Source organism: Klebsiella sp. OBRC7 (assembly GCF_000293135.1).
GTDB classification, from domain to species: Bacteria; Pseudomonadota; Gammaproteobacteria; order Enterobacterales; family Enterobacteriaceae; genus Klebsiella; species Klebsiella michiganensis.
Window position 1 is genome coordinate 53,827 of sequence record NZ_ALNJ01000019.1, and the last position, 13,811, is coordinate 67,637.

The 13,811-nt window shown below is 56.8% G+C and carries 9 protein-coding genes and 1 pseudogene; 7 read left to right on the forward strand and 3 right to left on the reverse strand.

The features are described 5' to 3' along the window. The first annotated feature begins 121 nt into the window (after positions 1 to 121). From ebgR to ygjK, 7 genes are all read left to right on the forward strand, one after another. Positions 122 to 1,105 carry a transcriptional regulator EbgR gene (ebgR, locus tag HMPREF1144_RS03335; RefSeq protein WP_004854397.1) on the forward strand — a complete coding sequence of 328 codons (984 nt, stop codon included), beginning with the start codon at positions 122 to 124 and terminating at the stop codon, positions 1,103 to 1,105. A 274-nt stretch (positions 1,106 to 1,379) separates the two neighbouring features. Then, positions 1,380 to 4,472 carry a beta-galactosidase subunit alpha gene (ebgA, locus tag HMPREF1144_RS03340; RefSeq protein ID WP_009651906.1) on the forward strand — a complete coding sequence of 1,031 codons (3,093 nt, stop codon included), beginning with the start codon at positions 1,380 to 1,382 and terminating at the stop codon, positions 4,470 to 4,472. Continuing rightward, the gene (locus HMPREF1144_RS03345; protein WP_004854400.1) at positions 4,469 to 4,918 is read left to right on the forward strand and encodes a beta-galactosidase subunit beta; all 450 of its coding nucleotides are present in this window, start codon (positions 4,469 to 4,471) and stop codon (positions 4,916 to 4,918) included. The genes ebgA and HMPREF1144_RS03345 overlap by 4 nt, the downstream gene beginning before the upstream one ends. A gap of 93 nt (positions 4,919 to 5,011) precedes the next feature. Then, a complete protein-coding gene (locus HMPREF1144_RS03350; protein ID WP_009651868.1) occupies positions 5,012 to 6,445 on the forward strand; it encodes an amino acid permease in 1,434 nt (477 codons plus the stop codon). 228 nt (positions 6,446 to 6,673) lie between these two features. Further along, positions 6,674 to 8,107: an amino acid permease gene (locus tag HMPREF1144_RS03355; RefSeq protein ID WP_004854403.1), complete on the forward strand. Its 1,434-nt coding sequence runs from the start codon at positions 6,674 to 6,676 to the stop codon at positions 8,105 to 8,107. 46 nt (positions 8,108 to 8,153) lie between these two features. After that, positions 8,154 to 9,212 (forward strand): protein YgjJ, encoded by a 1,059-nt coding sequence (gene ygjJ / locus HMPREF1144_RS03360; protein ID WP_004854405.1) that lies wholly within the window; start codon positions 8,154 to 8,156, stop codon positions 9,210 to 9,212. Positions 9,213 to 9,229: 17 nt separating this feature from the next. After that, positions 9,230 to 11,578: an alpha-glucosidase gene (ygjK, locus tag HMPREF1144_RS03365; protein WP_009651840.1), complete on the forward strand. Its 2,349-nt coding sequence runs from the start codon at positions 9,230 to 9,232 to the stop codon at positions 11,576 to 11,578. Positions 11,579 to 11,617: 39 nt separating this feature from the next. On the opposite strand, the gene lsrG is transcribed toward ygjK, so the two are convergent. The 3 genes and pseudogenes from lsrG to lsrB form a co-directional block, all read right to left on the reverse strand. Beyond that, positions 11,618 to 11,914, reverse strand: coding sequence for a (4S)-4-hydroxy-5-phosphonooxypentane-2,3-dione isomerase (lsrG, locus tag HMPREF1144_RS03370; RefSeq protein ID WP_004854408.1), 297 nt, complete (start codon positions 11,912 to 11,914; stop codon positions 11,618 to 11,620). Continuing rightward, a complete protein-coding gene (gene lsrF / locus HMPREF1144_RS03375; RefSeq protein WP_004105939.1) occupies positions 11,911 to 12,798 on the reverse strand; it encodes a 3-hydroxy-5-phosphonooxypentane-2,4-dione thiolase in 888 nt (295 codons plus the stop codon). The genes lsrG and lsrF overlap by 4 nt, the downstream gene beginning before the upstream one ends. An 11-nt stretch (positions 12,799 to 12,809) precedes the next feature. Continuing rightward, positions 12,810 to 13,811 (reverse strand): annotated as a pseudogene (lsrB, locus tag HMPREF1144_RS03380) (autoinducer 2 ABC transporter substrate-binding protein LsrB).

The following is a 13,811-nucleotide window of genomic DNA, read 5'->3' on the forward strand; positions in this document are numbered from 1 at the left end:
CGCTGGAAACGCTGCGGCGGGGATGAATAATACGGCGGAAATTTACTGAAAAGAGATGCAGCTGCCCGCGCTTGCTTTACAATGGTTTGCGTCGATGGGGCAACGTCAGATAAGGAAAACAATGGCCACACTAAAAGATATCGCGACCGAAGCAGGCGTTTCACTGGCGACGGTTTCCCGCGTTTTAAACGACGACCCCACTCTGAACGTGAAAGAAGAGACAAAACATCGCATTCTTGAGGTGGCGGAAAAGCTGGAATATAAAAGTACCAGCTCGCGTAAGGCTCAGGTTCACACCGTCGGCCACCACCATATTCTGGCCATCTACAGCTACCAGCAGGATCTGGAAATCAACGATCCTTACTATCTGGCGATCCGCCACGGCATCGAAACGCAATGCGAAAAGCTCGGTATCGAGTTGACCAACTGCTACTTTAACAACGCGCTACCCGAGCTGAAAAAAGTGACCGGCGTTCTGATTGTCGGCCAGCCTTCGCGGGCGATTCGCGACGCCGCCACGGCGTTAACCGACAACGTCTGCTTTATTGATTTCCATGAACCCGGCAGCAGCTATGACGCCGTCGACATCGATCTGGTGCGCATCGCCAAAGAAGTTATCAACTTTTTTATCGCCCAGGGTGCGCGACGTATCGGCTTTATTGGTGGCCAGGATGAGCCGGGTAAAGCCGACATCCGCGAAGTGGCCTTCGTCGAATATGGCCGCCTGAAGGGAGTGGTTTCGGAAGAAGATATCTGGCGCGGCGGGTTTTCCAGCTCCTCCGGCTATGAGCTGGCAAAAACGATGCTGGCAAAGGCGGATTTCCCCACCGCGCTGTTCGTCGCGTCAGACTCTATTGCCATCGGCGTGCTGCGCGCCATTCATGAACGCGGTCTCTCGATCCCGGAAGATATCTCGCTCATTAGCGTTAACGATATCCCCACCGCGCGTTTTACCTTTCCGCCGCTCTCCACGGTGCGCATTCATTCAGAAATGATGGGCAGCCAGGGCGTCAACCTGCTGGTTGAGAAAGCCCGCGATGGCCGCGCGCTGCCGCTAAACGTCTTTGTCCCCAGCGTGCTTAAGCTGCGCGGTACCACCCGCTAATCCCGTTTCTGGCGCTGAATCCTCTGCGCCCGGCTCCCGGGGGCGGCGCTTGACGCGCCTTGCCCGGGCTACGGGTTCACCACCGCCTGCCAAACGGCAGCCCGGACAGATGCGCAGCATCGCCTCCGGGAATGTCCCCTTCCCGATGCCAACCACAGGCGCCCGGTCACGCTCATTTTGTGATCGAGTTAAAGTAAATCGCTCCCGGTGATTTTATTTAGTAAAAGTTTTACTAAAATAACTTCTATCCGTTTAGTCCGTTCAGGGAGGCGATATGAATCGCTGGGAAAATCTTCAACTCACTCATGAAAACCGGCTGCCTCCGCGCGCCTATTTCTTCTCTTACGATTCGCAGGCCCAGGCGCGAACCTTCGCCCGTGAAATCAGCAGCCGCTTTTTGTCCCTTAGCGGACAGTGGAACTTCCGCTTCTTTAACAACCCGCTGCGGGTGCCGGAAGCGTTCACCTCGCAGTACATGAGCGACTGGGGACCGATCACCGTACCGGGAATGTGGCAGATGGAAGGCCACGGCCAGCTACAGTACACCGACGAAGGCTTTCCCTTCCCGATTGACGTTCCCTACGTGCCGACCGACAACCCTACCGGCGCCTATCAGCGAATCTTTACCCTCAGCGAGGGCTGGCAGGGCCAGCAGACCCTGATTAAATTTGATGGCGTCGAAACTTATTTTGAAGTGTACGTTAACGGTCAGTACATCGGTTTCAGCAAAGGCAGCCGCCTGACGGCAGAGTTTGATATTAGTCACGCGGTAAAAACCGGCGACAACCTGCTTTGCGTGCGCGTCATGCAGTGGGCGGACTCCACCTATATAGAAGATCAGGATATGTGGTGGTCGGCGGGTATTTTCCGCGACGTGTATCTGGTGGGCAAAAACCCGCTTCACGTCCAGGACTTCACTTTGCGCACCGATTTTAACGATGACTACATCGACGCCACGCTCTCCTGCCAGCTGGTGCTGGAAAATCTCGATGCGCAGCCGGGCGCTGCGACGCTGGAATACGCGCTGTTCGACGGCGAAAAGGCGCTGTATGAAGGCACAACGCAGCGCCTGACCGTCAGCGAGCAGTTGAACGTCGACTTTGCGATCGACGTGAAGGCGCCGCAGCAGTGGTCGGCGGAAAACCCGTACCTCTATCACCTGGTGATGACGCTGAAAAACGACGTCGGAGAGATTATCGAAGTCATTCCGCAGCGCGTCGGCTTTCGCGATATCAAAGTGCGCAACGGCCTGTTCTACATCAATAACCGCTACGTAATGCTGCACGGTGTTAATCGTCACGACAACGACCATCTGAAGGGCCGCGCCGTGGGGATGGATCGCGTTGAGAAAGATCTGCTGCTGATGAAGCAGCACAATATCAACTCGGTACGTACCGCCCACTATCCCAACGACCCGCGTTTCTATGAGATGTGCGACATTTACGGCCTGTTCGTGATGGCGGAAACCGATGTCGAATCCCACGGCTTCGCCAACGTCGGCAACCTGAGCGCCATCACCGATGACCCAGAATGGGAGCATATTTACGTTGAGCGGATCGTCCGCCACGTCCATGCGCAGAAAAACCATCCGTCGATCGTCATCTGGTCGCTGGGCAACGAGTCCGGCTACGGCTGCAACATTCGCGCGATGTATCACGCCGCGAAAGCAATCGATGATACCCGGCTGGTGCATTACGAAGAGGATCGCGACGCGGAGGTGGTGGATATCATCTCCACCATGTATACCCGCGTGCCGCTGATGAACGAATTCGGGGAATATCCGCATGCCAAGCCGCGGATTATCTGCGAATACGCCCATGCGATGGGCAACGGTCCCGGCGGGCTGAGCGAATATCAGAACGTGTTCTATCAACATGACAGTATTCAGGGCCACTATGTATGGGAGTGGTGCGATCACGGAATCCAGGCCACCGACGACAGCGGCGCGGTGTGGTACAAATTCGGCGGCGACTACGGTGACTATCCCAATAACTACAACTTCTGCCTCGACGGGCTGATTTTCTCCGATCAGACGCCTGGACCCGGGCTCAGAGAGTACAAGCAGGTTATCGCCCCGGTAAAAGTTCAGGCGACCGACATCGCCCGCGGCGCGCTGCGCATCGACAATAAGTTCTGGTTCTCGACCCTGGATGACTACACCCTGCGCGTGGAAGTGCGCGCCGAGGGGACTACGCTTGCCAGCCAGCAGCTTAAGGTGCGCGATCTTGCGCCAAACAGCGGCCGCGATATCACTATCGACCTGCCGGAGCTGGACGATCGCGAAACCTTCGTCAACATCATAGTGACCAAAGATTCCCGTACGCCATACAGCGAAGCCAACCACCCAATCGCCGTCTACCAGTTCCAGCTCAAAGAGCAGACCGCAGCAAAAACACCGCTGATTAACACCAGCGCCACCTCGCTGCGCATTGCCGATGAACGTCTGAGCTACAGCATCACCGGGCACAACTTCCGCGTAGTGTTCTCGAAAGTCAGCGGCAAACTGAGCGAATGGCAGGTGAACGGCGTAGACCAGGTGACCCGTGAGCCGAAGATTAACTTCTTCAAGCCAATGATTGATAACCACAAGCAGGAATACGAGGGGCTGTGGCAGCCCAATCATCTGCAAATTATGCAGGAGCATCTGCGCGCATTCAGCGCCGAGCAGCGCGGCGATACGGTGATTATCACCGCCCGCAGCATCATCGCCCCGCCGGTTTTCGATTTCGGCATGCGCTGCACCTATCGCTGGCAGATTACCCCGCAGGGGCATATCAACGTTGAGCTTGCGGGCGAACGTTACGGCGACTATCCGCACATCGTGCCGTGCATCGGTTTTATGCTGGGCATTAACGCTCAGTTTGAACAGGTGGATTACTACGGTCGCGGTCCCGGCGAAAACTACGCCGACAGCCAGCAGAGCAACATCATTGACCTCTGGCGCACCACCGTGGACGACATGTTCGTGAACTATCCGTTCCCGCAGAACAACGGCAACCGGCAGCACGTCCGCTGGGCCGCGTTTACCGACCGTCACGGCAGCGGTCTGATGGTGGTCCCGCGCGATCCGCTCAACATCAGCGCCTGGCACTATACGGCGGAGAATCTGCACGCCGCGCAGCACTGTAACGAACTGCACCGCAGCGATGACATCACCCTGAATATCGACGCCCAACTGCTCGGCCTGGGCTCTAACTCCTGGGGGAGCGAGGTGCTGGATAGCTGGCGGGTGTGGCTCAAACCGTTCAACTATGGCTTTACGCTGCTGCCGCTGGAAGGCGGGAGCGCTTCCTCGCAGACGCTGGCGAATCATAGCTTTGGCGCCGGTTTCTTTTCCTCCAATTCACACAGCGAGGCTGAAAAATGAGAATTCTCGATAACTTAGAACAGTTTAAGCAAATTTATTACAGTGGGCGTAAATGGCAGCGCTGCGTAGAAGCGATTAATAACATCGACAATATTCGGCCCGGGGTGGCCCACTCTATCGGCGATTCACTCTCCTATCGCGTGGCAAGCGACAGCACCACGGATGCGCTGTTCGTTGGCAACCGCCGCTATTTCGAGGTGCATTACTACCTTCAGGGTCAGCAAAAAATTGAGTTTGCCGCCAAAGAGCAGCTGCAGACCGTGGCCTGCTATCGCGATGAAACCGACCGTGAATATCTCAAAGGCATCGGTGAAACCGTGCAGGTTCACGAAGGTCAGATGGTGATTTGCGACACCCATGAAGCCTATCGCTTTATCTGCGACTCGCCGGTCAAAAAGGTGGTGCTCAGAGTAACTATCGAAGACGGCTACTTCCTGAATAAGTAAGCCCGCGTGAAGCAAGATGAGGCCAGCGGATCGACGCGCTGGCCTTCCCGGTCCCAGCCCTCAATGCGGGCCAGATAATTTTTCGGAGGACTTATGTCCGAATCAGTTCGAGCCAAAATAGGTAAATTCGCCCTGCTGTCGATGGCGTTTGCCGCCGTATTTAACGTACGAAATATTGTTAATAACAACATCGAGTTAGGGCTCAGCTCTGCCCCTATCTTTCTGTTTGCGACGGTGGTCTATTTTATTCCGTTTGTGTTTATCATCGCCGAATTCGTGTCAGCGAATAAGAATTCCGAATCAGGTATGTACGCCTGGCTGAAGCAGCCTTTAGGTACCCGCGCGGCCTATCTCGGCTCGTTCCTGTACTGGTTTGTGAATCTGTTCTTTTTCCTGTCGCTGCTGCCGAACGTGGTGGCCTACGCCTCGTACGCCATTATGGGTTACGCCATTCCTTTCTCGCCGATGGTCACGTCGCTGATCTCTATCGTCCTGTTCGCCATGGCCACCCACATTTCCACTAAAGGCGCGACCTGGCTGGGGAAAATCTCCGAATGCGTGGCGTATGGCGTCTTCGCGCTATTTGCGATTTACGTGGTCGGCGCTTTTACCGCGCTGGGCGCGGGCCATGTCCCCGCGCAGCCGATTACGCTGCACGCCATGGCGCCTACCATTAACTGGGCGACGCTGGGGATCATGTGCTGGATTTTCCAGGCGGCAGGCGGGGCTGAAACCGTCGCCGCGTACCTGAACGACACCAAAGGTGGGCAGAAATCGTTTATTAAAGTCATCATCACCGCCGGGATCCTGATTGGCGGCATGTACGCGCTGGGCTCTTTGCTGGTCAACGTCTTTGTGGCACGTGAAGATCTGACCTATGCGGCCGGCATGGTGGAAATCTTCACCGGCCTCGGCGCCTATTTCCATATTTCAGAAGCGCTGATGGGCCGCTTCGTCGGCATCATTCTGTTTATCGCCATTTTCGGCAGCATGATGATGTGGACCGCCGCACCGGTAAAAATTCACTTCTCTGAAATTCCTGCCGGCATCTATGGCAAAAAAACCACCGAGCTGAACGTCCACGGTGTACCGGTGCGCGCCGCCTGGTGGCAATTTGTCTTCGTCTTTCTGATGCTCATCGTGAACGGTTTCGGCTCCGCCAGCGTTCAGCAAATGATGAACACCGCTATCAACCTGACCGCGGGTACCGCGATGCTACCGCCGCTGTTTATCATGGCCGCCTACTTTGTTTTCCGCTGGAAACACGACGACACGCCGCGCGACTTCCGCATGGGTTCAAGAAAGGTTGGGATGGCCGTGGTGTCGATGCTGATGGTGATTTTCCTGGTCAGCATGACCGCCTCGGCTTTCCCGCCGGGGGTCGATCTGGTGAATGCCTTCTTCATTAACGTCTTTATGACCGCAGTCTTCTCCGGACTCGCGTGGTGGTGGATAACCCGCTTTGAGAAAAAACAGCGCAAGAACCAACAAACCCCCCTGAAATCAGCGGCAAATACGGTGAAATAAGCCACCGTTGCTCCCGCCAGCGGCATATCCCCTGGCGGGATTTTTTTACCCACAAGCCACGCTCTGTCGCCCGACCATTTTCGTGATCGAGTTAAAGCAATTCATTTTTACCGCTTTTATTTACTAAATATTTTACTAAAATTAACCACAATACTTAACTACCTCTACCCTATAAACAACACAATCCCCTTCGGCCATTCTCTGAAGGACAATGTGTGGAGATGTGTTATGTCTGATATCAAACGTAATACCATCGGCAAGTTCGGCCTGCTGTCCCTGACCTTCGCCGCCGTCTTCAGTTTTAACAACGTGATCAATAACAATATTGAGCTGGGGCTGGCATCGGCGCCGATGTTCTTCCTCGCGACCCTGCTCTACTTCGTTCCTTTCTGTCTGATCATCGCGGAATTCGTTTCGCTGAATAAAAACTCCGAAGCGGGGGTTTATGCCTGGGTGAAAAGCTCGCTGGGTGGACGTTGGGCTTTTATTACCGCCTATACCTACTGGTTTGTGAATCTGTTCTTTTTTACCTCGCTGCTGCCGAGGGTCATCGCGTATGCCTCCTACGCCTTCCTCGGCTACGAGTACATTCTGACCCCCGTCGCCACCACGATGTTGAGCATGGCGCTGTTCGCCCTGTCGACCTGGGTGTCCACCAACGGCGCAAAAATGCTGGGTCCTATTACCTCGGTGACCTCGTCGTTAATGCTGCTGCTGACGCTCTCCTACATTCTGCTTTCCGGCAGCGCGCTGGTGGGCGGTATTCAGCCGGCGGATCCGATTACCGTGGATGCGATGATCCCGAACTTCAACTGGGCATTCCTCGGCATCACCACCTGGATTTTTATGGCGGCCGGCGGGGCGGAGTCCGTCGCGGTGTACGTCAATGACGTGAAAGGCGGATCGAAATCATTCGTTAAGGTCATCATCCTCGCCGGGATCGTGATTGGCGTGCTGTACTCCATTTCCTCGGTGCTGATCAACGTGTTTATCAGCAGCAAAGAGCTGAAATATACCGGCGGATCGGTTCAGGTCTTCCACGGCATGGCGGTCTGGTTTGGCCTGCCGGAAATCGTGGTCAACCGTTTTGTCGGCCTGGTCTCCTTCACCGCCATGTTTGGTTCGTTATTAATGTGGACCGCGACGCCGGTCAAAATCTTTTTCTCCGAAATCCCGGCCGGCATATTTGGTAAAAAAACCGTCGAGCTCAATCAAAACGGCGTACCGGCGCGCGCGGCGTGGATCCAGTTCCTGATTGTAATTCCGCTGATGATTATCCCGATGATGGGCTCCAGCACCGTGCAGGATTTAATGAACACCATCATCAACATGACCGCCGCCGCCTCAATGCTGCCGCCGCTGTTTATCATGCTGGCGTACCTCAACCTGCGCCGCAGGCTCGATCATCTGCCGCGCGATTTTAAAATGGGCTCACGCACCACCGGCATTACGGTGGTCTCGATGCTGATTGTTATTTTCGCCATCGGCTTCGTCGCCTCAACCTTTCCCACCGGCGGCAATATTCTGACCATTATTTTCTATAACGTCGGTGGCATTGTTATCTTCCTCGGATTTGCGTGGTGGAAATACAGTAAATACGTTAAGGGATTAACGGTAGAAGAAAAAAGAATTGAAGCGGCGCCGGCTTCCGACGCGTCATAAGCCATTTTCCCTAAAATAATAAATTACAATATCTCTTAATAATGCGATGAAAAAGAAGAACTTAATTTACGGGGCGCTTGCCGCTCTGGCCTTCTGCACACCTGCCGTAGCGGCTGATGTTGCTCACCCGGCGGAACATGATGACATGAAAACGCCTGAACTGAGCGCCACTTCCTATCGTTTTTACGGTGAACTGGGGGTCGGCGGATATATGGATTTAGAAGGCGAAGATAAACATAAATATAGCGATGGCACCTATATTGAAGGCGGGCTGGAAATAAAGCACGGCAGCTGGTTTGGCTTAATTTATGGCGAAGGCTGGACGGTCCAGGCCGATCGTCAGGGGAATGCCTGGGTACCGGATCACGGCTGGGGCGGATTCGAAGGCGGAATAAACCGCCTCTACGGCGGATATAAAACCGATAGCAGCACCGAGATTATGCTCAGCCTGCGCCAGGATTCATCGCTCGACGATCTGCAGTGGTGGGGCGATTTCACACCCGACCTCGGCTACGTGATCCCCAATACCCGCGATATCATGTACGCGCTCAAGGTGCAGAACCTGGCGGGAGATTTTCGCTACAGCGTGACCGCCACGCCCGCCGGGCACCACGATGAAGGCAAAGCGTGGCTCCATTTCGGCAAATACGACCGCTACGACGATAAATATACCTATCCGGCGATGGTCAACGGCTACGTCCAGTACGATATTGCCGAAAAGGTCACCTGGATGAACGGTCTTGAGCTGACCGACGGTACCGGTCAGCTCTTGTTAACCGGTATTCTCACTCCCAACCTCGCCGCCCGCGCCTGGCATCATACCGGGCGCGCCAGGGGAAAAGACGTGCCGGGAACGGAGACCGGCTTTATGGCCAGCGCCATGTATGAAGCGCTCAAGGGCGTGTATCTCTCCACCGCCTATAGCTACGCCAAACACCGCCCGGATCGCGCTGCCGAGGAAACCACCTCGTTTATGCAGTTCGGCGTCTGGTACGAGTACGGCGGCGGACGTTTTGCCACCGCTGCGGACAGCCGCTTCTACATGAAAAACGCCTCCGGCGACCCGAGCGATCAGGTTTTCCTGATGCAATATTTCTACTGGTAAAAAGGGATATCAATACCGTGAAAATCATCACCACTCTGACGCCGCTGGCCTGCGCCCTGCTGATAAGCTTTTCCGCCCACGCGCTCACTGCGGATGACTTTAAAAATGTTATCAACCGCAGCGGCGCGCCGCAGGCGATGCAGGATTTTGATAACGATGACCACCAGCGCTTCAACCCGTTTTTCGATTTGGGCGCATGGCATGGGCATCTGCTGCCTGATGGTCCGGCCACCATGGGCGGATTTCCCGGACCCGCGCTGCTCACCGAGGAGTACATCAACTTTATGGCGACCCATTTCGATCGCCTGACGGTATACCAGAACGGCAAAAAAGTCGCCTTCACCATGCAGGCCTGGAGCCTGCCCGGGGCGCTGGTGCAAACGCTCTCCGCGCCCGGCGTACAGATCGAGATGACCCTGCGCTTTGCCAGCGCGCACACCTCTTTACTGGAGACTAAAATCACCAGCAGCGGTCCGCTTAAGCTGGTCTGGGACGGCGAGCTGCTGGAGAAGCTCTCCGCCAAAGAGGGGAAACCGCAGTCAACGCAAACCATCGACCAGGCCTTCCCGGACTATCAGCGCCGCCTGAGCGCGACCCACGACGGCCTGACGGTCAGCTTCGGTAAAGTCCGTTCCGCATCGGATTTAATGACCTCCGGCGAATCGCAGTATCAGATCCATCGCTCCCTGCCGACGGTCACCCAAATCGACGGCCATCGATTCACCAGCAGCGCGCAAATCAACGGCTCGACCACGCTCTATACCACCTACTCGCACCTGCTTAACGCCGAGCAGGTGCGCCTTGAGAAAGCGCAAATCCGCGATATTCTGGCGCGACCGGCGCACTATCTGCGCGCTTCCGAGGCGCGCTGGAACGGCTATCTGCAAAAGGGGCTGACCAATCCTGATGCTACGGCGCAGCAAACCCGGGTGGCGGTAAAAGCGATCGAAACCCTTAACGGTAACTGGCGCGCGCCGGGCGGCGCCGTTAAGCACAACACCGTCACGCCATCGGTAACCGGGCGCTGGTTCTCCGGCAACCAGACCTGGCCGTGGGATACCTGGAAGCAGGCCTACGCCATGGCCCATTTCAACCCGGAGATAGCGAAAGAGAACATCCGCGCCGTCTTCTCCTGGCAGATTGCCGCCGACGATAAAGTGCGGCCGCAGGATGCCGGGTTCATTCCGGATCTGATCGCCTGGAACCTGAGCCCGGAACGCGGCGGCGACGGCAGCAACTGGAACGAGCGAAATACCAAACCGAGCCTGGCGGCCTGGTCGGTGATGGAAGTCTATAACGTCACCAAAGATAAAGCCTGGCTGGCGGAGATGTATCCGAAGCTGGTGGCCTACCATGACTGGTGGCTGCGCAACCGCGACCACAACGGCAACGGCGTACCGGAGTACGGCGCGACCCGCGATAAAGCGCACAACACCGCCGATGGCGCGATGCTGTTTACCGTGAAAAAGGGCGATAAAGAACGGACGCTTTCCGGCCTGAAAACCTACGAGCAGGTGACGGCGAAGGGCGATTACGACAGCCTGGAGATCCCGGCACAGGTGGCCGCCTCCTGGGAGTCGGGGCGCGACGACGCGGCGGTCTTCGGCTTTATCGATAAAGATCAGCTGGATAAATACATCGCCGGCGGCGGCAAACGCAGCGACTGGACGGTGAAATTTGCTGAAAACCGGGATAAAAGCGGCAATCTGCTCGGCTATTCGCTGCTGCAGGAGTCGGTCGATCAGGCCAGCTACATGTACAGCGACAACCACTATCTGGCGGAAATGGCGACCCTTCTCGGCAAGCCGGAGGAGGCAAAACGCTACCGGGCGCTGGCGCAAAAGCTCGCCGACTATATCAACACCTGCATGTTCGACCCGCAGAGCAAATTCTATTATGACATTCGCATTGAAGCGCAGCCGCTGGCAAACGGCTGTGCCGGTAGGCCGATCGTCGAGCGCGGCAAAGGGCCGGAGGGCTGGTCGCCGCTGTTCAACGGCGCGGCCACTCAGGCGCATGCCGATGACGTCATTTCGGTGATGCTGGACGCCAAAGAGTTCAACACTTTCGTACCGCTGGGTACCGCCGCATTAACGAATCCGGCGTTTGGCGCGGATATTTACTGGCGCGGCCGCGTGTGGGTGGACCAGTTCTGGTTCGGTCTGAAAGGGATGGAGCGCTATGGCCACCGCGAAGAGGCGCTGCAGCTGGCGGACGCCTTCTTCAGGCACGCCCGGGGGTTAACCTCCGATGGCCCGATTCAGGAGAACTACAATCCGCTCACCGGTGCTCAGCAGGGGGCGCCAAACTTCTCCTGGAGCGCGGCGCATCTGTACATGCTGTATAACGAGTTTTTCCGTAAGTAGCTACGATGTCCCCTCACCCCGCCGGGGTGAGGGTTCGTCTTACACCTCGGGCAGCAGGCCGATAAAGCTGCGCTTCTGCCGCGGCTGCGACATCAGCGCCTCCAGCTTCGCCACGCAGGCCAGATAGTGCGGGGTTTTCTTGTGCGCCAGCACCGCGTCATCGTCGATATAGGCTTCATAGATAAAAAAGCGCGTCTTCACCTCCGGGTCCTGCAGGACGTCAAAGCGCAGATTGCCCGGCTCCTGCAGCGCCCCTTCGTGGTTGGCGCGGAATACCTCAAGAAACTCGTCGACCCGTTCCGGTTTGATATTGATTTCCACCAGCGTTACGTTCATTGCAGCTCTCCCTGTTTTTCCTCCTGCCAGAACTGATACGCCTCGCGGGCGCTTAAGTTCTCATGCACCACTTTTTTCACCGCCTTCAGCATCGCGCGCGGCGCGCTGGACTGGAAGATATTGCGCCCCATATCGACGCCGGAAGCCCCCTGGTCGATCGCCCGCCAGCACATCTCCAGCGCCTCCTGCTCCGGCAGCTTTTTGCCCCCGGCGATGACGATCGGCACCGGGCAACTGGCGGTCACTTTCTCAAAGCCTTCCTCAACAAAGTAGGTTTTCACGAACTGCGCCCCCATTTCGGCGGCAATGCGGCTGGCAAGCGAGAAGTAGCGGGCGTCGCGGGCCATCTCTTTACCCACCCCGGTTACCGCCAGCACCGGCATACCGTAGCGGTTGCCGGCGTCCACCAGCTTGATGATGTTGTTGATTGACTGATGCTCATGTTCGCTGCCGATATAGACCTGCGCCGCCACCGCGCAGACGTTCAGGCGCAGCGCGTCCTCCATCGCCACCGCCACGCACTCATTGGAAAGTTCGCTGAGGATCGAGTTGCCGCCGGAAGCGCGCAGCACCACCGGTTTGTTGGTCGCCGCCGGCACCTGACTGCGCAGTACGCCGCGGGTGCACATCAGCACGTCGGTCTCTTCGAACAGCGGTGCAATAGAGAGATCGATACGCTCCAGCCCGGTGGTCGGCCCCTGAAAATAGCCGTGGTCGAACGCCAGCATCACCGTACGGTTGCTCTGCGGGTTGAAGATACGCGCCAGCCGCGACTGCATCCCCCACTCCAGCGACCCGCAGCCCTTCAGCGTATAGAGCGTATTCTGCTGCGGACGGTCTAAGCCGAAGTTTTTTCCCTCTTTGATATCGTCTAAATCAGCCATCTCATTCTCCATCAGAAATCGTAGTTATTGATATTCTCTTTGGTGAACACCACCCGCTCCGGCAGCAGCACGATGCCGTTGCCTTTCGCTTCATACTGATAGCCCTGCACGCTGTTGGGCTCGACTTTAAGGGCGCCGAGATCTTTCACATCAACGCTGTCGCCGACGTTAAGATCGCCCTTTTTCAGCAGACGATCGGCGACGTTAACCGCGATCTTGCCCTGCTGCACCACGTCCCACAGGCCGAAGGCTTTTACCGTGCCGCGCTCCACGTAGGGGCGCATCACGTTCGGGGTACTAAAGCCGACGATCGCCACGCCCTGGCGCTTAAGGTTTTCCGCCGCCTGGGCAGCCGCCGGAAGCGCGTTGGCGTCCGGAGCGATAATGGCGTCGAGATCCGGGTACGCTTTTAAGATCCCCTCGGCGGTTTGCAGCGATTTAGTGGCGTCGTTATAGCCAAACTGGGTGGTCACCACTTCCCACTGCGGATGCGCTTTTTCGATTTTGGCCTTCGCCTCTTTCACCCATTGGTTCTGATCGGTCACCGTCGGGCTGGAGTAGAAAAACGCCACTTTGGCGCCAGGCTTCGTCACCTGTTTTTCCGCCATCTCCACCAGCAGGCCGCCGAGCTGCTGCGGCGTCCCCTGGTTGATATAGATGCTGCGGCACTCCGGTTTGGTATCGGAATCCCAGGTCAGGACCTTGACCCCGCGCTGCATCGCCCGCTTCAGCGCCGGGCACAGGCCGTCCGGCGATACGGCGGAGACGATAATCGCGTTGTAGCCCTAGTTGACGAAGTTGTTGATCAGCTGCACCTGGCCGGAGACGCTCGGTTCGGTCGGGCCGTCGTAGGTGACGTCCACGCCGAGCGCTTTGCCCGCCTCTTTCGCGCCGTTGCCGCCGCTGGTAAAGAACCCGACGCCGACCAGCTTAGGAATAAAGGCGATGCGGTCCGCCGCCTGGGTCGATGCCATACCCAGCGCCATCGCCAGCACGATCAGTTTTGTTTTCAT